This is a genomic window from Paenibacillus sp. FSL K6-2393 (assembly GCF_038002545.1).
Classification (GTDB): domain Bacteria; phylum Bacillota; class Bacilli; order Paenibacillales; family Paenibacillaceae; genus Paenibacillus.
In genome coordinates this window covers 449532-469172 of record NZ_JBBOCU010000001.1, presented here as the reverse complement: position 1 = coordinate 469172, position 19641 = coordinate 449532, and the positions used below count along the sequence as shown (strand labels likewise).

The window sequence follows — 19641 nt, the reverse complement described above, 5'->3', positions numbered from 1 at the left end:
TAATGTCGATAATACGTACCCATATGTAGTAATTGAAGGATTTTTAGGATTCCATTTTATGTGTGAGAGGAGTCTTGGCTCTTGGATATTCGTCGTAACCTGCCTTTGCTGATGACCATTTGTTTCCTCAGTCAGATGGGCGGATTCATGATCCTGCCCCTGTTTCCTTTGTTTATCGAGGAATTCGGCCTGTCCGGCTGGATGATGGGGGTTATTTTTGCACTCTTTTATGTAGGAAAAGTAATTGGGGGCATTCCTGCAGCGGCAATTTATAGAAAGCTCGGAGGGAAAAATGCGCTCATCCTGATGCTGATCCTGCTCGCTGTCTGTATGGGCGGCTTCGCATTGTCTTCTGCTGCGGTATTATTCGGCCTGCTCCGACTGCTGCAAGGACTCGCTTCCACCGGCCTTACCGTGGTCGTGCGTTCCATCATCGGAGATGGGGGCAATGTAGACAACCGCGGCCTGTACAATGGATATATCAGCAGCAGTGAGGGCGGCGGTATGGTACTTGGCCCAGTCATTAGTGGCTGGCTCGCATTGCATTGGCCCTTGTCGGTGCCTTTTTTACTCGTTACCGTATGTTGTCTGATGGCCGTGGTCGCTGCGATGGGGATGAAGACGACGGCACCAGCTAGAGCTACTCATGAGTCTGGGAGTACGTTAAGTGATCATCTAATAGAAGATCCTTCTGCGACGGTGACACAAGAACCTCTGGACAACTTAACAAATTCAGTGCTCTCCACGGATGAAGTTGTTGTAGATTCCACCACAAGTGACTCCCACCCTAATACTACTGTATCGACTGAACTTCCTTTATCTTCATCACGGTCTGATGCAAAGCATACTCAAGATTTGTCTACAAGGCTCACACAGCGGCAACAACTACTTGGCTACGGTACGGTGCATTTTCTGGAGATGAGTGCCTATGCGGTGTTTCTCACCTACTTCGCACTGTATGCAGCTCACATCATGCATTGGGACCCGTTTGCAACCAGTCTCGCCTTCACTGTATCCGGGATCTCTACTCTTGCTGCTGCTCCCTTTGTTGGTTATCTCTCTGACCGGATGGGCGATCGTCTGTTACTCTGTATGCTCGGCATGTTTCTCATTGGAATCGAAGTTGCTGTATTTCTAAGCACGTCCTCCCATCTATGGGTCTACGTTGGCATGTTGATTGGCGGGGTGGGCGGAGCATGTTACATGGATTCGTTCTTTGCTCATATTGGTGATCATATCCCGGACGAGAGTCGAAGTTCTGTCATAGGCAAAATTGTCTCAGCTGCCGAGATCGGCTCCATCGTATCTCCACTGGTTGCTGCGTTGCTTATGGAAGTTGGATCGCTTTACTCCGTGTTTGTGTTCAATCTGGTGTTGATTGCTGTTGCCATTGTAGTTCAGGCCGCTATGCGAAGTCGGTATAAGACAAGACGGGTGTAAAAGCAAAAGGGAGATGTCCCACAAGTCACGAACATGACGGAGGACATCCCTCTTTGGCATACTTTTTTTCTAACGAACTGCACAAGTGTTATTGCTTCAATTTCTACTTCGTTAAATTAAAAGTTCCATAGTAATCCGTTCTATAAGGCGCGCTCGGTTCGTTAGCTCTACAACTCGTGAGAGAAACCATCTCGATGGCAACCTCTCAATTATGATTTGCCCAATAATGTTGCAATGTGCACTGCATTTTCTTGGATTTTTCTTTTTAAGTAAGGATCGGTCGTGTCAGGTAATTCTGTTGGTTTGTAAAACTTTGCTTCAAGAACTTCAACCCCATCTGGCTTCAGTTCTCCCTCATACTCCGTGCAGATATAACCAATGACCACATTGTAGTATTCATGCCCATTTCTTAATTTCGTGTATAACTCTTTTCCTGAGAAGACGCCATACAGATGAAGTTTCTTGATCTCTATCCCAATCTCTTCTCTGACCTCTCGCATTGCAGACTCTTCCACCGATTCGCCGAGTTCCATATTTCCACCCGGTACTCCCCACGTATCATCCAGATGTCGAACCAATAAAATCTCACCTGTCTTATTCAAGATCAATATACTCGGTCTCACCAAAATAACAGGAGCATTGCCAACCATTCCTCGCAACGTTTCAATATAACCCATGGATTGTTCCCTCCCCTATGTGAAGTCAAAGTCATGGCTTCATTATAGGCGTGTTATATATTTCCATATAGAGAAAGAATCTTTTCATTTTTTTCCTATTTTAAGTCCTTCTTTTGGATAAAAAAGGATTACAAAAAATAACCCGTCTGCACAATTTAATGTGCAAACGGGCATTTCATTGGTGCATCTCCGGCCTGTGGCTGGGGATTCACTACCTGTGCATTCTGCTGCTCGCTACTTCGCGGCTCTGCGGCAGATGCCACGCCATCTTTCAGGGTATACGCCTGATCCTGACGGAAAAAGTTTGGCTTCACAATCTCATTGCGATAGGAGCTGTGGAAAATATGCGTTGTCGCCGGAGACACTGGCGGAATCAGCCACACCCAATCCCCGGTCAGCTCTCGACCAGCCTTCTCTTCCCGCTGTTCAAACATAGCAAATTGCGCTGCCGCCGTGTGGTGATCCACAATGCTCACGCCTGCTTTTTTGAACGAATGCAGCACAGCCACATTCAGCTCCACCAACGCCCGGTCCTTCCACAATGTCGTTTCACTCGACGTATTCAATCCAAATGCTGCCGCCACCGCAGGCAGCATATTATACCGGAACGTATCCGCCAGATTACGGGCGCCGATCTCTGTACCCATATACCAACCATTGAATGGCGCTGCTGGATAAGATATGCCGCCAATCTCCAGTCGCATATCAGCAATCATCGGCACACCGTACCAGCGCATGCCAAGCCCCGCAATCTCATCCCGCTCCGGGTGTTCGATCATCACTTCCACAATCTCTTCTTCGGGTACAACATACCACTCTGGAGCTTGTCCTTGTGCCTGAATAATAAGCGGTAACACATCATATGAGCTACCTGCCCCTTGCCAGCCAAGTGACATCGCCGCCTTGGTCAGTTCCACCGAAGCAGGGTCTCCAACAATGCCTAGCTCTGTCTCATATCCCGCATAACGAATAAGCTGATGATTCCAGAGGCGTACCGGAGTTCCATTCGGCCCATCCGGTGGAAGAATGGTAATCATCGGGATTACTTTGCCACCGTTGGATGCTACATGGATATGATTCAGCACAGCTTCCGCTGCCGTTCCTGCCGTATCGGCGTGACGGGCGTCCACGATCCGAAGTTTATCCCAGAACAGCCGCCCGATACAGCGGTTGCTGTTCCGCCATGCCATTTTACAACCCTGCTCCAATTCCTCTGTGGTATGCACATAAGTACCGGTTACTTCGATCTCTCCCATAACAGCAACAAGCCGGGCCTGCGCGTCTTCACGCGAATGACCCAGCTCTTCATAACATGTATATATAAACCGTTCAGCTTCTTCCTGCAATTGTTCCAGGTCTGACCGCATTGTTCATTCCACCATTCTGTACATCATGAATGCCATCATTATACGGCAAGCGCACCGGATTTGTAAGCGAACGGACACTTTGTTCACGGACTCTACATATCGTTGTCAGGATGTAGGGTGACTTTGCTTATTTGCCCAGAAATGCGTTTAACATCCAGACCTCTTTATCCAGGGCAGCGGTGAATCCAATCAGCATATCTTCCGTTGCGTTATCCTCTGCTTCTCCCGCTTCGTGAATGCCTTGATGAATCACTTCCACCATTGTACGCAGATCAGTAATCACCGACTCTACCATACGCTCAGCTGACAACTGGCCTTGTGCCTCTTCAATTGGAGACAGACGTAACTGTTCACCCATCGTAGCTACCGGACGTCCACCAATAGCAAGCAAACGTTCTGCAACTTCGTCCATATTCGCCGTAGCCAAGTTGTACAGCTCTTCGAATTTGGCATGCAGTGTGAAGAAATGAGGTCCTTGAACATACCAGTGGAAGTTATGCATTTTCGTGTACAGTACAGACCAGCCTGCGATCTGACGGTTCAGAACCTCTTGAAGTGCTGTGGCGTTGTTAGCAAAAGTGTTGTTTCTAGTTTGGATTGTGTTCATGGAATTTATCCCCTCTCGAATATAAAAATAGAATTTGAATGATTGTTATGGATTGCTTTAATTCGTTATTTTAATTTAGACTTAATCTAAATCTTGTTTTAATTATAACACCGTATATATTATTTGGGAAGGCTCTGAACTACTCTTTCGAATGAAGATTTCATGAAGCAGAGCTTCATAGAAACGTTGGCACAGACAATTAACAAAATGATGAATGTGAGCAAATTGTTCCTAAACGATTGGAGCTATGATAGACTCATCTGATTGGATTATCCATAAATTAGTGAAATAGGATGATACCCATCATAAAGATAGTTACCATTATAGGAAGTTAACTTAGTCACTATTGCGGAGGTAAACATGAGGATGTTTCAATTTAAACAAGAGTCAGGAAAAAAGATAACCAAATTTGATTCTAATTTTGTAATGTCACGTATTACGCAGACCAACAAAGCAGCTCATATCGGATGTATGCATTTAGCTGAAGGTGGAGTAGTAGGTTATCACCAAGCTGTGGTTCCTCAACTCCTTTTGATCGTAAGTGGAGAGGGTTGGGTTAGAGGTGAAGCAAATGAATACATCAAGGTTCGTTGTGGCGAAGCGGTTCTCTGGGATAAACATGAATGGCACGAAACCAAAACAGAAACTGGACTCATGGCAATTGTAATTGAAAGCGAAGAGTTAGACACTTCATTATTGACGCCTTTAGAAGTTATTGTATAAAAAAAAGCAGACCTGCACCTAAGCCGGTAACAGGACTGCTCCTTTAAACATAAATCTCCTTAAACTCGAACAGGTTCAAATGTCAGAATAGAACTGATTTCCTCATAGCTACGTGCTACAAAATGAGGTTGATGATCAGATTCCGGCAGCGCCTCCCGATGGTTGAACCAGATAACTGTCCAGCCCGCATCCACTGCACCTACCACATCATTACGCCACGAGTCTCCGATGTAATAGCTGGAACGGGCATCTGTCCCGGCCTGCTGACTCACATATTCAAACAACCTGCGATCTGGCTTCGCATAACCAGTCATACCGGAGATGAAGATCAAATGCTCGTCCACGAGACTAAGCACATCCAGTGCTTCAAGCTTGCGCCGCTGATGTTCTCCTTCTCCATTGGTGATTAGACCAACAGTATGGCCTTCTGCCTGAAGCTTTCTGATCAGCTCATACGCTCCTTCAAAAGGCACAATCTCGAACTGTCTGCTCAGATACTGTGCTTGCAGTTTTTCAGCCTGTCCCAGTTGTAGGGGAAGTCCAAATTCCTCCATCGTCATCTCAAACCTCCGACGGCGCATTCGCTCTACTGCATCCGGTTCTGGTACAGCGGACAGATCTTCTTGTGCAGACAGCCAGTCACTGTAATAACGAAAGCGGTGATACGCCTCAGCATAAGGAAAATCATCCGGCAGGCCGAGAACGTCCTGCAACGCGCCACGAAGCGGCTGCAAGTGATCATATAAGGTGTCATCCACGTCGAAAAATATGGTTTTAGCATTATTTATTTCATTCATAATGGTTGTCTATCCTCCTGCTTTTGAGTCCAAACATTCTCTTCTTACTATATATGTATTCATTTGTCCCGTCCAAACAATGAAACATCGTACTATAGACGATCAGATCTTTGCATATGAGCGAAGCCTACACAAACAGGTATATAAGCAATTGTCTTGTTCCAGTTAATGGAATATAATATATTAAAGAACCTATTAAAGATTAAAAGGTGGGATGAATATATGGAGAAATGTACTGATTGTGGAGGAACGTCTTTCGTACAAGCAACGGATTTTATCAATCTTCGTCCAATGGATAAGAAATTGGCGCTTGGCTCCGAAAGAGTATTCACGGTTTGTTTGGATTGCGGAGAGGTTGTTTCAATTAAAGTGAAAAACCCGGAGAAATTATTATAATTTGACGATGAAGCAATTTGTATAAGAGCTACAAACATAGCCCAATGAAAATCGCTAAATTAGCGATTTTTTTATTTTATGAGGGCAAATTCTTCTCGCGGGTCAAATAAGGATAGGCGAAATCGAGCGGGTAGCTTTTGAAAGAAAGCTGGTGGCTCTTTTATATAAAAAGAACACCCCCCTTCCACAACATAAATCGTAGTGAACTGAGGTGCCCTTCTTTTTCTAATCCAAATTTACTCCACTATCAAACGATCTAATTGGAGATACATCACAGAATGTGTGTATTCTAATTAGATGACTAACGATACAACCTTACCTGCATTCACATCAATCAGGCCATGGTCCGTAATTTTCAGCGCCGGACTTACCGCAAGGGAGTGAGTACTGATCGACATGATCGGGTTGTAATGTACATATCCAAGAGACAACATCGCTGCTCTCAGTTCCTTCACTTGATGGGACACCACTGCAAGTGGTTCTTCCGTCAAAATGCCACCTACGGGAAGTTCCAGATGGGACAGTACCTTACCGTCTTCCACCACACAGAAGCCACCTTGGCTCGAAATTACCGTGTTAGCTGCCAATATCATATCTTCACGATTACGTCCTACAACCAGCAGGTTGTGATTGTCGTGTGAGTATGTCGTTGCAATGGCCCCACGCTTGATGGTGTCTCCACCAATCAGACCATGTGCACGATTGCCGTTCACGCCATAACGTTCAAAGGTCGCGATCTGCGCATATCCGCTTTCTTCCCATAACAATTCACCATCCGAAGACTGAACCGGTGCAATATGTTCTTCTACAAAAGTAGAACCATCCTTCACCATCATGACACGGCATGGGTACTCACCTTCACCAGCGAAATCAACACCTGATCCACTGACTTTTGGGTCTGACAACTGAATTGCAAAATCTGCTACGCCCAACTTCTCCAACTGTACACTCTTATAGAAGTGAGGTGGGAACTGCCCGGTTATGCGTTCCTGCTTATACGGTTCGTAATCGTCATAAGCTTTGCGGCCGTTTTTGTACACCTGATCAATAGCGAGCTCCTCCAGGTTGGATACCAACACATAATCGGCCACTTTGCCTGGGGCTACGCTGCCACGATCGGTCATTTTCATTCGGGAAGCAGGGGTAGATGTTGCGGCGTAGATCGCATCTTCCGGACGCATCCCCATCTGAATCGCTTTACGTACAATATGATTCAGATGACCATGCTCCACCAGTGAATCCGGCATCACATCATCTGTTACAAAGCAGAAGTGCTGTGCCACATCATGTTGAATCAGGTACTCCATGACTTCCGGTGTCATTGATTTCTCCTGAATTTCAATAAACATGCCTGCCGCAATCCGCGCCTGCAATCCCTCAATGCTCTGATGAGTATGGTCAGAATCGATACCTGCGTAGATCAGTCGATGCAGATCGAGTCCAAGCAGTTTCGGTGTATGACCTTCGATCACCAGATCGGGATAGTTTTTGCGGATATGCTGTAAAATCTGGTTTGTCTTACACTCCGGATCACGGATGACATCGACATAGTTCATGATCTCGCCCAGACAAATGATCTCGCCAGTGGCGAGCAACACGTCCATATCTTCGATTTCAATCGAACCACCTGTTGTCTCCATTGGGGTTGCCGGAACGGAACTTGGAATCGCATAGAACATGTCCACCGTCGTCTCCCGACTCGCAGTCATCATCTCCTGCACACCCTCCAGCCCAAATACATTAGCCATCTCATGCGGTTCTGCGACAATGGATGTTACCCCGCAGCCAATCAGACCATGAGAAAAGGTTTCCGGTGTCACCATCGTACTTTCGATATGCAGATGGATATCAATCAAGCCAGGAATCATGTATCTTCCCCGCGCATCAATGACTTCGTCTGCCTGAATCATCTCAGGCCCACCGGGTCCAACATACAGGAATCTGCCGTCGAGTACAGCAACGTTGTTCATTTCAAACCGTTTATAATAACTGTTATACACATGTACATTCACAATTAGTTGATCTGCACGCATGGGGCATAATCTCCTTCTTCACAAGCATTTCACCACGATCCGGACTGGACAATGAACCTGCACTTCAATCCGATGCAATGCACTTGATTGCGTACCACTGCCTCGTCCGGAATCATCGTATGAAATGCCTTCTTTGTTGCTCTTATTTCTTAATACTGTTCCTTACATTCACGACTACTCCACCAGTACAAGCTTGTCCTGTGGGAAAATCAGGCTAACACGCTGCCCACTAAGGTACGGTGTTTCCATCTCCTGATTTGCTGTAAAGTCACCCAGCTCCGTCTCAATTACATACTGATAACTGCGTCCCAGATACGTGCTGACTTTGATAATCCCCGGCAAAGCATTCACCACATCCGCAGAAGTATCTCCACTAACGATCAGATCATCCGGGCGAATCGCGCCTTTACGAGCACCGGGACGTGCTGTTCCAGGATGCGCCGTTGCCGTAAATGTGCGGCCACCTGCATGCAATGTGATGAGTTCACCTGCATCGCTGCGATCCGCAAATTCAATGAAATTATGGAACCCAATAAACCGTGCTACAAACTCCGTTGCCGGATATTTAAAAATCGTTTCCGGGCGGTCGAGCTGCTCGACCAAGCCTTTGTTCATAATCGCTACCTGATCCGAGATCGAGAAACACTCTTCCTGATCATGAGAGACATACAACGTTGTAATGCCCAGCTCTTGCTGAATCCGGCGAATCTCCACCCGCATGTTAAGGCGCAGGTTGGCATCCAGGTTACTGAGCGGTTCGTCGAACAAGAGCAGGTCAGGTTCAATGACCAATGCGCGGGCAATCGCCACACGCTGACGCTGTCCACCGGACAGTTCTTGTGGAAAACGTTTCTCAAATCCATTCAGGTTAACAACTTCCAGGATTCGCATCACACGGGAAGAGATATCCTTGTCTTTTACTTTACGCATCCGCAGGCCAAAGGCCACGTTGTCATAGACAGATAGATGCGGGAATAACGCATAACTCTGAAATACAAATCCGAAGTTCCGCTTGTTCGCCGGAACCTTTGTATAATCCTTGCCGCCGAACATAAACTTGCCCTGTGATGCTTCCAGAAATCCGGCGATGAGGCGCAGCGTAGTTGTTTTGCCGCAACCGCTCGGTCCGAGCAGGGAGAGCAGTTTACCTTTTTCCAGCTCCAACTGAAAATCCTTCAGGATTGTCTGCTTATCGTATGCCACGGATACGTGGTCTAATGTCAGCAATGCCATAGCGTTCTGCGCCTCCAATTAACGTTTAGTAAAGTATGAAAATCCGCCCATGATCCGTTCGATCACGAACATTAAGAGTCCGGTCAGTACCATCAACAGCACGGAAATCGCTGCAATCGTTGGGTCAAAGTAATTCTCCACATACGTCAGCATCTGGATCGGTAATGTGCTTACCCCTGGTCCGGTCATGAACACCGAGATGTCCACGTTGTTGAAGGACTCCAAGAAGGCAATCAACACGGCAGCGATAATTCCTGAGCGGATGTTAGGAAGCACAATCGTAAAGAACGTTCTTACCCGTCCCGCACCAAGACTCAGCGCAGCTTCTTCCACTGCAAAGTCAAAGCTCGACAGACTCGATGCGATAACCCGAATGATAAATGGAAGCATGATAATCGTATGACCGATCAATAGTCCGAGATACATTGGCAGATGGTAGATTACGATCAGGTATTTCATCAATGTAAAACCAAGCACGATTCCCGGGATCAGTACCGGGGACAGGAACAGTGCGTTCAGCACAGACTTGCCTTTGAAATCGTAACGACTGAGTGCATACGCAGCCGGAACTCCGAGCACCAGCGCCAACAGGTTCCCCAGCAGGGAAATGATGATGGACGTCTGGAATGTGCGGAGGAATCCGCCTGTGTTGAAAATGTTCTCATACCAGCGGAAGGAGAACCCTTCCGGCGGAAATTTGAGTACCGTTCCCGGTTCAAACGAAGTGACCGATATGATCAGAAGCGGGCCCAGCAGAAAGATAAAGACCAGCAGACTGAACAGGCCCAGCCCGATATGTTTCTCCCGCATATGTCTACCCCTTCGGATTTAAAGTTTTGGCCATTTTGTTCATGACACCGACCACGACAAATGTAATTACAATCATAATCGCGGCAACAACCGAGGCCAGATACCAGTCGTTGAGGGTCATGGCGTTTTGATACAGGAACGTAGCAATTACACGCTGTTTTCCTCCAAGGAGGGCAGGTGTGGTATACGCCGTCAGGCTTCCGACAAAGACAAGCACGGCTCCGATCACAAGTCCTGGCACAGCCAGTGGGAACACGACCCGGCGGAATGCCGTAATACGCGAGGCGCCCAGACTTTGTGCTGCTTTGAGCAGGTCACCGTCAATGTTCTCCAGCACGCCCACCAGAGAGATAATCATCAATGGCAGGAACAGGTGTGTCAGACCGATCATCATCGCTGCCGGCGTGTACAGAATGTCCAGCGGCTTGTCCACGATACCCAGGCCTACAAGGGTGTTATTAATCAGCCCTTTGCGTCCAAGAATGATCATCCAGCTAAACGAGCGCACGACCGGGCTCGTCAGCAGTGGGAAGATCGCCAGTGCCAGCAAAATACCTTTGCGGCGCGGCGCTTTCTGCGAAATATAATAAGCTGTCGGGAATCCGAGCACCACACAGACGATGGTGGTGACCACGCTGACTTGCAGCGTCGTAAGCAATATTTTCAAAAAGTATGGGTCTCTGAAAAAATGCATGTATCCTTCAAACGTGAAGGAGTTTTCTTGGAAAAACGTCGATCCGATCGTCAGGACAATCGGAATGATCATAAATGCCGCCAAAAACACGAACCCCGGCAGCAATAGCCAGTAGATTACTGATTTCTTCATCGCGATACTCCTGACTTGTAAAATGGTTTTATTCACACGTTTCACTGGCGCACATTTCAAAAATAAACGTCCATGTTTAGCGCACCAGCCGTTCCGGTTACGAATCGTTCTTACGATCGCTGTTATCCTTGGATTTTCTTGATCTCCTTCTTAATAGAAGGAAAAATCCAAGGATAAAGGCGAACGCTTCGCTTCTTCAGAATCGATTTCGTCCCCTACACTACCAGCTGATTACGTAAGGATTGATTTTAGACTGAACCCCAATGCCGTGAAGATCATAGCTACGCGTTTAACGCGTTGATAAACAGTTCAAGGAAGCTTTCTGCGTCTACGGTTTCGCAGACGAGGGTGTTGGGCTGCTCACCCAAACGGTTTTGGAAGTCACATACCATCTGGCCATCGCACAGGCGGCTGGCGGTTTCGACATCCACGTAATACGATTTGCGTCCTACCAGTTCCGGGGCAAGGGCTACGCCAACGGCAAGTGGATCATGTAACGCGCAAGCGCGGACGCCATTCATTTGTTCGTAACGGTTGATGTAAATCTCCGTGCTCTGAGCAACGTACGCGCGCAGTGCAGGATCTGTGAGACGCTCAATCGTTTCTTCATTCAGCAGCGTTTGACGCGTTACATCCAGTCCGACTTGAGTAAGCTTCTCGATACCTGAATGCAGTACAATGCGAGCGGCCTCTGGATCAGCGTATGTGTTGTACTCGGCGGTTGGTGTAATATTGCCATGTCCGCGAACAACACCACCCATGAAGATGACTTCCTTCAATAAAGAAGGCAATTCAGGGCACTTCATAAGCGCGAGGGCCAAGTTCGTTAAGGGTGCGGTCATGATTAATGTCAGTTCGCCCGGATATTGCTTGGCTTGTTCCACGATGAAGTCTGGCGCAAAACCTTCCTCGGCTTTCTTAGACACGGCCGGATCAGGCAGCGCACCGCCCAATCCGTCCTGTCCATGTACCCGGTGTTCATAATGCGATTTGCGAGTGAGCGGTCCAGCTGCTCCGGCAATGACCGGAATTTCAGGTGCACCCGCGAGTTCAAGAATTTTGCACGTATTCTCTGTTGCCTGCTGGAGTGATACGTTCCCACAGACTGTGGTGATACCGAGAATGTCCAACTTCCGGCTTTTGACGGCCAGCAAAATCGCCAGTGCATCGTCAATCCCCGTGTCCACATCCAGAATGATGCGATTTTGCGCTTCACTCATCCGTTCTCAACTCCTATGCGGTGATATGGTTGCTTGCTGCAAATGATATAAGTTAAACATGTTGACCAAAGATAACTTTTAAGTCAGTCGGTTACTTGTATTTATTGTGCAATCTCACGGTTCCAGCGATCTGTCCAGCCTTTAACCTGTTGATTCACAAATTCCATATCCAGCTTGTTCAGCTTCTCAACAACTTCAGCGCCATATGTTACGCCTTCTGCTTCTTCAGCAGTCAGTTCAACCTTGGTGTTAACCGGGGAATCGACTTTAGCTTTAGCAGATTTCGCTTGTACATCCTGGCTGAGCTGCCAGTTGATGAACTCTTCAGCCAGCTCTTTGTTTTTGCTGCCCTTCACGACATTGATTGTATTCATCACGGCATATGCACCTTCGCTAGGTGTAACAAACTTCGCATTAGGCACGGCTGCTTTCAGATCTTTGAAATACATTTCCATGATTGGTCCGCCAGCAATCTCTTCTTGGGAGAACATGTTCACGAATTCGGATGTTTGGCTGTAGAATTTCACCACATTGCCGCTCAGTTTTTTCAGTTCAGCAAATGCCGCATCTTCATTAAACGTATCGTTTCCAGCTACACGAGAAGCTGCATCCACAATCATTGGGCCTGCTGTTGCTGTAATATTCGGGATCGTCAGGTTACCTTCGAACGCCGGGTCCCACAGGTCACTCCATGAAGTCACTTCTTTGGATACGAGATCCGGGTTATAAGCAATACCGAGCTGTCCAACCGTGTAGGCCGGGCCATAATCTTCACCAAGTGGTGCTTTGGCAATATCATAAATGTCATTTACATTTGGAATTTTGGAGCGGTCGATTTTCTCAAACAGACCTTCATCGATACCTTGTTGTGCATAATAATCAGACAGGTAGATAACATCGACATTTGATGTACCTTGACGAATTTTATTCAGACGTTCAGCGTTATTGCCGACTTCGAGCACGATGTCTACATTATGTTCTTTTTCAAAGGGACCAAATACTTCTTCATTAAAGAAATCTTCCGAGAAGCCCCAAGTGGAGATAACCAATTTGTTCGCTGCTGTTCCCCCACTGCCTGATCCGCCTGTCGCATCATCCGTGCTGCTGCCACAACCTGCAAGTAATACTGATGTCATTGCCACTGCTGCCAAACCGCTAATCCACTTTTTCATCATGATCCTGATTCCCCCTGATATGTGTGTTTTAACAACCCAACCATTAAGTTGAACTAAATTGATAACACATCTTACGTAGAAAACAGAAAGAACCTGGAGAAACGAAGTGTTCGCCTTTATCACAAGATTTCTCCCTTATTTAAAGGAAATAAAAGAAATCTGGGGATAACAGCGATCGAAGGGTCTTCCTGATTTTCGAAGAATATGATGTGTTATACAGGGTTAGTTCGACTTAAAAAACAAAAAGAAAAGCATTCTTGTATAAACAAGAACACTTTTCTTCGTAAACAAAGGAAAGCGACACCCGCTGCCGGTACATCATCGGTTTCTGCTTCAGAATCAATCCAAAGACAGACGCCATCATATGAAATTGTACGGAACCTGATCATGAATCCGGGCCATAACCTCTGTATACATCAACAAGAATTAATCCTGCCGATCCATCCTAGGCCTGTTCCAGAATTACATTCGTGATTGCCCACTGAGTGGACGCATCATAATCCCGCAATATAGCTTCAATTGGCAAACCCATGTGTTGCTCGAGCTTCTCCCGGAATTTCTTCTTATATAAGACAGACATGCGGAAGTCCACTTCCAGCTTTAAGCCGGGGGCCTCCCCTTCCAGGGCATCAGAGCGCGGTGAACGTCGGTGCTTCGCGTAGAAGGTCACAATATTCTGGTCAATGGTCACTCTCAGGAGAGTGGTGCCAAATCCGAACAGTTCCTTCGAGATTTCGTTATAATACTGGCACATCTTCTTCTTGCTCTCATTGCTGTCCAGTAGTTCCATGAACTCACCCACATCTCTTACTACCGTACATTCGACGTGTTAACACGATTGATTATACATAAATCTTCTGAAATGAGCAACCCAAAAGATATACTTAACATGTAAATCACACACAGAAGCGAACGATAAGACATTTACCTCCAAAAACAATTCGTCTTAAACCACCGTGAATTTACATTAAAATGCCTGCATGTCAGTCCTATACTATTGTTACTTCTAAACTACGTTTTAATACACAGCATTCGAGTCTTCGTTTCAACTTTCTCTCTGTAGGGGTATTAATTCCTGCGAAACATAGACAAACTTCGTCATCAACCGTTAAAATGAGACACAATGTTGACATGTTTTTATTTTCTAGAAATTGGAGGCTTATACCATGAAATGTCCAGTATGTAATCATGAAAATGGAGATGCCCATTTTTGCGAGAGGTGCGGCTCTAATCTAACGCAAACCACCTCTTCGCCAACTCCTGTACCAAACCCGGAATCTGCTGCTGCTTCCGAACCCGAATATACCCGTTGGTCCAGCACCCAGGCTAAATCTTCTCAGGCATCCGTTCCATCCAACACACCATCCGTATCTATTCACAAGGAACAGACAAGAGATTCAACAGGCACCAATGACCATACTTCTGCAGGGGACAATAGCTCTAATCAGTGGAATAATATCGTGCAGAATGAGAAAGTTCAGCAAGCCAAAGAAGTAAGTAAACAGTATCTATCCTATTTCCTCAGTGTATTGGCCCGTCCTTATCAGACGATGAAAACCGTTGGCGACCAGCATTCACTAAACGGATGGCTAACGATGGCGCTGATTGCAGTTCTATCTTCTACATACTTCTTAATTACCTTTAGTCGCATAGGCATGGACGGCTTGTTCATTGGTGGATTTTTAAGGCCGCTATTGTTCACCGTCATTATCCTAATTGCCTCAATTGCACTGATGTACGCTATTCTGAAGATTGAAAAAATAACCTTCCGTCCCAAAACATTGGTTGCCCAGTTCGGTACATTGCTTGTTCCTGCTGTAGTATCCCTTGTTCTGGCGAATCTGTTTATTATTATCTCGTATTCCATCGCGATCTCCTTGCTTGCTGTCTCATATATCATTGTCTTTGTCGCTCTGAACTCGGTGCTGTTCCAATATCCACTGAATCGCACCAAAGCAGCCATCGACAGCATGTACAGTGTGCTGATCGCCAATGCGGTCGTGTTCTTTATTGTTTATCAATTGCTGGGTGAAATTATTATTGGACTGATCAGCCTGATGCTTTCACCATTTGGTCGTCTGTAAAATAGTTCAGTTGGAATAAAGCTATTTACTCTCGTTACTTCGATGACAGAACAACCTTCCGATCGCTGTTATCCCATTAGATTATATTAAGGCGTTCCCTGCTCACGCGGGGAACGTCTTTTTTTGATTTTCCAAAACAGCGTTGCGCCGAATATGTTTCATACACTATAATGTGTAGTGCAATAGGTATGTTCTTATTTACGTAATAGACGAGTCCAGCAACTCTCGTTACGTAATGAGAGGATTCATCGTTGCCATAAACACTACATTATGTAGTGTATTAATCACTCATTTTACAAAGAAAGCAGAGGAACTCTCTATGGACATGACTCATATGGATCATATGCAAATGGAGCACGAGGCAGGTACATCCTACCTGTGGCTCATCGTAGGTGTAATCGTGTTGCTGTTCTCCATCGCCGCCTATATCTGGGCATCACGCACACAGGGCAAAATCCTGGGCCACATGAAAAAGAAAGAGCGGGCGGACATTCAGAAAAAAAGTCGATCCCTTCGGCTGGCTGCACACGTAATGATGGCTGTGTCGATTATTACGTTTGGCCTTTTCTTCATGCAAGGGGCAGGTAAAACATATAATGTAGCTGATCTGGAGTCCAACGCGACAATCGACGTGACGGACGATAAATATTACGGGGCTGACCATACGGAGGACCCTATTCAGTATGAGATGAAGATCCCGACTTCAGGGCCGCATAATCCACATGATATCAAGTTTGGATTTTACACCGACTTCCCGGGTTATAATTACCTGGTACACAATCTGGAGCACGGGGATATCATCATCTATTATCGTGAGAACGCAAGCGAGGATTTGAAGGAACATCTGAAATACCTCGCTAAATTCCGCGAAGCCGGAGCAGGTATTCTGGCTGTACCCAACAAGGATATTCCCGAAGGCAGTGAAGTCGTGGTGACCGCATGGACCAAAACGATGAAGCTCGACCAATTCGATGATGCCAAGGTGGGTACTTTTATTAATAAATATATTAATCAGGGACCTGAAAAGATTCCTGCCTCTGTTCGCCAGGGCGGCGGAACAATGTAATCAGGTAATCACTCAGTTATATGAAGCCCCTCTAAGGAGTAACCATGAGGTTTCCTCCAATGATGGGCATGGTCAATGTAGGATTGAAACGAAACTAGCTCCCGGATCAAATTGACTCGGGGGCTAATTCTTTATGGACCGGATGCCGATATTTCAAGTAGAAAACTGTATATTGGATATACAATACATACGAACCAAAGAAGAACGACAAACACCAAGTAAAGAGACAAAGAGACGATTGATTCAACAGATCAAGGGGGAACACTTTTACCAATGAACAGTTTGTTTATGAGGATCTTTTTATTTTTTTCCTGTCTGATGCTAGCCGCGGGTGCGGTTCTTGGCATTACCATGTACCGTTCATCGGCTCAACTGGTCGAACAATCCATGGGGATGCAGGCACAGGCTGTGGCTGAACGGGCAGTAGCAATAATTGACACCTCTCTGTATGCACCACTCAGTACCGGACAGGAGGAGACAGCGTATTATGGCACATTGCGTGAGCAGCTTAGTCAGCTGCGCGAGGCCAATGGGCTCAAATATCTGTACACACTTGGTACTCGCGAAGAAAATGGAACAAATACATATTTCTACGTTGTGGATGGGGCTGCTGCGGATGTGGCAGAGGATGACTTCTCCCCTTACGGTTCCGCAGAAGAGACCCATTATGAAGGAATGCTGCAAGCTTTTGAACAGAATGAGCCTATTCGGGGTGAACTCACACAGGATGAATATGGCGCTACCATTACAGCATATGTGCCGATCCATGGAGATGACGGAAAAGTACTGGGGCTGGTCGGTGCGGATCTGGACTCCACTGCGGTCTATGAACTGATGTCCCGCAACCGTATGACCATGATCTGGACAGCCTTGGCTATTGTTCTGCTGAGTGTCTTGCTGGTGTATGGATTCGCCCATTACTTGACCCGACCATTGGTGAAGTTGAAGAAGTTAATTACCCAGGTAGGAAAAGGCGACCTGACCGTCAACGTTGAACTTAGTCGCAAGGACGAGGTGGGACAGCTCGCTTCCGAGTTCAAACATCTGGTTACAGGTACCCGGGATGTCATGACGGGCATCCGTCAAAGCTCCGATTCTCTGCTAGAGGCTGCAGAAGGTGTATCGAAACATTCACAGGCGACTGCCGAAGCTAGTCAGCGTATTGCCGAGCATACCAATCATACGGCCAATGGAGCTGCAGAACAGGTAGCACGTGCAGGCGAAGTCACAGTAGCCATGGAAGAGATTACGCGTAGCATGCAGCATATTGCCAATTCTTCCTCCATGGTCGCGGATGTCTCACAGGAAACGACTAATAACGCGGTGCAAGGTCAAGCCAACATCAACACGGCGATTGACAGCATGGACAAAATTCATCAAGCAAATGTGCAGATGGTGGCCTCCACCTCTCAGCTGGAGCAGTACTCAGGTAAAATTGAATCGGTGGCACATCTGATGAAAGGCATCGCTTCACAGACCAATCTGCTCGCACTTAATGCAAGTATTGAAGCGGCTCGTGCAGGAGAGTATGGCAGCGGGTTTGCGGTGGTTGCCTCAGAGGTTCGCAAGCTTGCGGGGGAATCAGAGCAATCATCCCAGCATGTAACCGAACTGATCGCCGAGATGACACGCCAGACCGCCCTGTTGTCAGAACATATGTCTGCCAGCACATCAGCAGTTCAATCCGGTCTCGCTGTTGTTCAGGAGGCAGGCCGTTCATTCACATCCATTCATACCGGGATAGAGACGATGAATGATCGTCTGCACGAAGTATCCGCAGCATCCGAGCAGCTGTCTGCCAGTGCAGAAGAAGTATCCGCTTCTGTGGAGGATATGGAACATATCTCACGCGAATCCTCTTCAAGTATCCAACAGGTGTCGCACGCTACCGGAAGCCAGTTGCAATCTATGGATGAGATGCGTGCATCCGCCGAATCTCTGCGGGTATTGTCCAGTGAGCTGAACGGATTGATTAGTCGATTTAAAATATAGCGGGCAGCTTAGATTGTTATACAGATTGAACTTAAGAATATTCACACATGCCACTTCGATGACAGAACAAACTTCCGATCGCTGTTATCAATCTATATAAAATCAGCCCAAAACAAAAAGCCGCACGGCAGGGACGGGATTATGGGGTCAACCCCATTTCCGGACACTGCCTGCGGCTTTATTTTTGTTGTACCTTTAAGGATGGCAAGCCCAGAGGCTGCCTGAATTAGTAGCGCTGCGGAGCAGCTTTTTTACCCAAATCCGTCATGTACGTAAAGAACGCTTCCGGATCGGTATCATACACCAGTTGTACTGGACGTCCGTCTGCTTGCTCCACCGTGCGGCCCTGGCTAGGACCATCCGGGATGACAATACAGTTTACGGTTTTCTTCTTCACGATGTCCTCGCGTCCAACGGAAGCCGTTGTCAGCACATCCCACAGATAGTAGGTGGAATTTGTCTCACTATACACCAGTGGCGGACAACCTGCGTAACAGTTACCCAAGAAGTCAACGCCTTCGAAGCGACGCTCCGCTGCCCAGCGGTTACGAACGGCTGGAGTCAGAGGTACTTTGTTTGTGCTTTCCAGTGCAACCAGATCGATCTGGATGCCACTTTGCCATACACGGTAAGCCGCTTCCGGGTCCCAGAATACGTTCCATTCAGCTGTGCCATCATGCTCAGGTTCTTCTACGTTACCACGCTCAAATGTACCGCCCATCCATACCAGCTTGTCGATTTTCTCTTCAATGTCTGGTGCTTCGTCGAGTGCACGCGCAAGGTCAGTCAGTGGGCCTGTGAACAGGAGCAACGTTTTGCCTTCGGTATTGCGCACTTTCTCGATCAGATGCTGGTGTGCTGGAACAGTAGAGAGTGGTGCTTCCATTTTGCCGGATTCATTCAGTACTGGAAGTGCATCTACATAGAAGGAATGCAGTCTCCACGCCGCAGGAAATGGATTTTTCCCTCTGGAGTTGGATTTGGATACCTCTACGGAATATGTACCGAAACGATCGATGATTTTACGGCTGGCATCTGTTGCTGGCTCCAGATATCCGTCTGCCGGAATAACCGATACGCCGGTTACATGTACATTGTCCATTTGCAGAAGCATGAACAGCGATACGAGGTCATCTACGCCGCCGTCATGGTTGAAATACACATTAAGTTGGTTCGTCATGCTTGCTTTCATCCT

The 19641-nt window shown here is 46.9% G+C and carries 18 protein-coding genes; 6 read left to right on the top strand and 12 right to left on the bottom strand.

Going from position 1 to position 19641, the window contains the following annotated elements; all coding sequences use genetic code 11:
• Positions 1-81: 81 nt before the first annotated feature.
• Complete coding sequence (locus MHI14_RS02065) at positions 82-1440, top strand: MFS transporter (RefSeq protein ID WP_339311204.1); 1359 nt, start codon at positions 82-84, stop codon at positions 1438-1440.
• Positions 1441-1649: 209 nt separating this feature from the next.
• On the opposite strand, the gene MHI14_RS02060 is transcribed toward MHI14_RS02065, so the two are convergent.
• The 3 genes from MHI14_RS02060 to MHI14_RS02050 form a co-directional block, all read right to left on the bottom strand.
• The gene (locus MHI14_RS02060; RefSeq protein ID WP_249912742.1) at positions 1650-2117 is read right to left on the bottom strand and encodes an NUDIX hydrolase; all 468 of its coding nucleotides are present in this window, start codon (positions 2115-2117) and stop codon (positions 1650-1652) included.
• Between the two features lie 155 nt (positions 2118-2272).
• Positions 2273-3484: a nitric oxide synthase oxygenase gene (locus MHI14_RS02055; RefSeq protein ID WP_341129790.1), complete on the bottom strand. Its 1212-nt coding sequence runs from the start codon at positions 3482-3484 to the stop codon at positions 2273-2275.
• A gap of 127 nt (positions 3485-3611) precedes the next feature.
• Positions 3612-4091 (bottom strand): Dps family protein, encoded by a 480-nt coding sequence (locus MHI14_RS02050; protein ID WP_341129789.1) that lies wholly within the window; start codon positions 4089-4091, stop codon positions 3612-3614.
• 360 nt (positions 4092-4451) lie between these two features.
• On the opposite strand from MHI14_RS02050, the gene MHI14_RS02045 reads away from it, so the two are divergent.
• Positions 4452-4814, top strand: a complete 363-nt coding sequence (locus MHI14_RS02045) for a cupin (RefSeq protein WP_341129788.1) — start codon at positions 4452-4454, stop codon at positions 4812-4814.
• A gap of 59 nt (positions 4815-4873) precedes the next feature.
• On the opposite strand, the gene MHI14_RS02040 is transcribed toward MHI14_RS02045, so the two are convergent.
• Positions 4874-5611: an HAD family hydrolase gene (locus MHI14_RS02040; protein WP_133386173.1), complete on the bottom strand. Its 738-nt coding sequence runs from the start codon at positions 5609-5611 to the stop codon at positions 4874-4876.
• A 222-nt stretch (positions 5612-5833) separates the two neighbouring features.
• On the opposite strand from MHI14_RS02040, the gene MHI14_RS02035 reads away from it, so the two are divergent.
• The gene (locus tag MHI14_RS02035; RefSeq protein ID WP_289390576.1) at positions 5834-6007 is read left to right on the top strand and encodes a hypothetical protein; all 174 of its coding nucleotides are present in this window, start codon (positions 5834-5836) and stop codon (positions 6005-6007) included.
• A gap of 293 nt (positions 6008-6300) precedes the next feature.
• Here MHI14_RS02035 and MHI14_RS02030 read toward each other — a convergent pair whose 3' ends face one another.
• The 7 genes from MHI14_RS02030 to MHI14_RS02000 form a co-directional block, all read right to left on the bottom strand.
• On the bottom strand, positions 6301-8040 hold the full coding sequence (locus MHI14_RS02030) for an adenine deaminase C-terminal domain-containing protein (protein WP_341129787.1): 1740 nt from the start codon (positions 8038-8040) through the stop codon (positions 6301-6303).
• Positions 8041-8214: 174 nt separating this feature from the next.
• A complete protein-coding gene (locus MHI14_RS02025; protein WP_339167574.1) occupies positions 8215-9273 on the bottom strand; it encodes an ABC transporter ATP-binding protein in 1059 nt (352 codons plus the stop codon).
• Positions 9274-9291: 18 nt separating this feature from the next.
• Positions 9292-10083, bottom strand: a complete 792-nt coding sequence (locus tag MHI14_RS02020; RefSeq protein WP_017691790.1) for an ABC transporter permease — start codon at positions 10081-10083, stop codon at positions 9292-9294.
• A 4-nt stretch (positions 10084-10087) separates the two neighbouring features.
• Positions 10088-10909, bottom strand: a complete 822-nt coding sequence (locus MHI14_RS02015) for an ABC transporter permease (protein ID WP_036612869.1) — start codon at positions 10907-10909, stop codon at positions 10088-10090.
• Positions 10910-11190: 281 nt separating this feature from the next.
• Positions 11191-12129 (bottom strand): nucleoside hydrolase, encoded by a 939-nt coding sequence (locus MHI14_RS02010; RefSeq protein ID WP_341129786.1) that lies wholly within the window; start codon positions 12127-12129, stop codon positions 11191-11193.
• 101 nt (positions 12130-12230) lie between these two features.
• Positions 12231-13301 carry an ABC transporter substrate-binding protein gene (locus tag MHI14_RS02005; RefSeq protein ID WP_289392917.1) on the bottom strand — a complete coding sequence of 357 codons (1071 nt, stop codon included), beginning with the start codon at positions 13299-13301 and terminating at the stop codon, positions 12231-12233.
• Positions 13302-13749: 448 nt separating this feature from the next.
• Positions 13750-14094 (bottom strand): Na-translocating system protein MpsC family protein, encoded by a 345-nt coding sequence (locus MHI14_RS02000; protein WP_017691786.1) that lies wholly within the window; start codon positions 14092-14094, stop codon positions 13750-13752.
• Between the two features lie 376 nt (positions 14095-14470).
• Here MHI14_RS02000 and MHI14_RS01995 point away from each other — a divergent pair, with 376 nt between their 5' ends.
• From MHI14_RS01995 to MHI14_RS01985, 3 genes are all read left to right on the top strand, one after another.
• Positions 14471-15388: a hypothetical protein gene (locus tag MHI14_RS01995; protein WP_341129785.1), complete on the top strand. Its 918-nt coding sequence runs from the start codon at positions 14471-14473 to the stop codon at positions 15386-15388.
• A gap of 334 nt (positions 15389-15722) precedes the next feature.
• The gene (locus MHI14_RS01990) at positions 15723-16454 is read left to right on the top strand and encodes a DUF3105 domain-containing protein (protein WP_165980306.1); all 732 of its coding nucleotides are present in this window, start codon (positions 15723-15725) and stop codon (positions 16452-16454) included.
• Positions 16455-16727: 273 nt separating this feature from the next.
• A complete protein-coding gene (locus MHI14_RS01985; RefSeq protein WP_091035974.1) occupies positions 16728-18446 on the top strand; it encodes a methyl-accepting chemotaxis protein in 1719 nt (572 codons plus the stop codon).
• A gap of 226 nt (positions 18447-18672) precedes the next feature.
• Here MHI14_RS01985 and MHI14_RS01980 read toward each other — a convergent pair whose 3' ends face one another.
• Positions 18673-19626, bottom strand: a complete 954-nt coding sequence (locus MHI14_RS01980; RefSeq protein ID WP_091035973.1) for a nucleoside hydrolase — start codon at positions 19624-19626, stop codon at positions 18673-18675.
• Between the last annotated feature and the right edge of the window lie 15 nt (positions 19627-19641).

Bases quoted from the DNA above. Each gene is read 5' to 3' on its own strand.
- MHI14_RS02040 (WP_133386173.1), bottom strand. From the start codon at position 5,611: ATGAATGAAATAAATAATGCTAAAACCATATTTTTCGACGTGGATGAC.
- MHI14_RS01980 (WP_091035973.1), bottom strand. From the start codon at position 19,626: ATGACGAACCAACTTAATGTGTATTTCAACCATGACGGCGGCGTAGAT.
- MHI14_RS02020 (WP_017691790.1), bottom strand. From the start codon at position 10,083: ATGCGGGAGAAACATATCGGGCTGGGCCTGTTCAGTCTGCTGGTCTTT.
- MHI14_RS02050 (WP_341129789.1), bottom strand. From the start codon at position 4,091: ATGAACACAATCCAAACTAGAAACAACACTTTTGCTAACAACGCCACA.
- MHI14_RS02045 (WP_341129788.1), top strand. From the start codon at position 4,452: ATGAGGATGTTTCAATTTAAACAAGAGTCAGGAAAAAAGATAACCAAA.
- MHI14_RS02025 (WP_339167574.1), bottom strand. From the start codon at position 9,273: ATGGCATTGCTGACATTAGACCACGTATCCGTGGCATACGATAAGCAG.
- MHI14_RS02030 (WP_341129787.1), bottom strand. From the start codon at position 8,040: ATGCGTGCAGATCAACTAATTGTGAATGTACATGTGTATAACAGTTAT.
- MHI14_RS02005 (WP_289392917.1), bottom strand. From the start codon at position 13,301: ATGAAAAAGTGGATTAGCGGTTTGGCAGCAGTGGCAATGACATCAGTA.
- MHI14_RS01990 (WP_165980306.1), top strand. From the start codon at position 15,723: ATGGATCATATGCAAATGGAGCACGAGGCAGGTACATCCTACCTGTGG.
- MHI14_RS01985 (WP_091035974.1), top strand. From the start codon at position 16,728: ATGAACAGTTTGTTTATGAGGATCTTTTTATTTTTTTCCTGTCTGATG.
- MHI14_RS02060 (WP_249912742.1), bottom strand. From the start codon at position 2,117: ATGGGTTATATTGAAACGTTGCGAGGAATGGTTGGCAATGCTCCTGTT.
- MHI14_RS02055 (WP_341129790.1), bottom strand. From the start codon at position 3,484: ATGCGGTCAGACCTGGAACAATTGCAGGAAGAAGCTGAACGGTTTATA.
- MHI14_RS02000 (WP_017691786.1), bottom strand. From the start codon at position 14,094: ATGGAACTACTGGACAGCAATGAGAGCAAGAAGAAGATGTGCCAGTAT.
- MHI14_RS02015 (WP_036612869.1), bottom strand. From the start codon at position 10,909: ATGAAGAAATCAGTAATCTACTGGCTATTGCTGCCGGGGTTCGTGTTT.
- MHI14_RS01995 (WP_341129785.1), top strand. From the start codon at position 14,471: ATGAAATGTCCAGTATGTAATCATGAAAATGGAGATGCCCATTTTTGC.
- MHI14_RS02010 (WP_341129786.1), bottom strand. From the start codon at position 12,129: ATGAGTGAAGCGCAAAATCGCATCATTCTGGATGTGGACACGGGGATT.
- MHI14_RS02035 (WP_289390576.1), top strand. From the start codon at position 5,834: ATGGAGAAATGTACTGATTGTGGAGGAACGTCTTTCGTACAAGCAACG.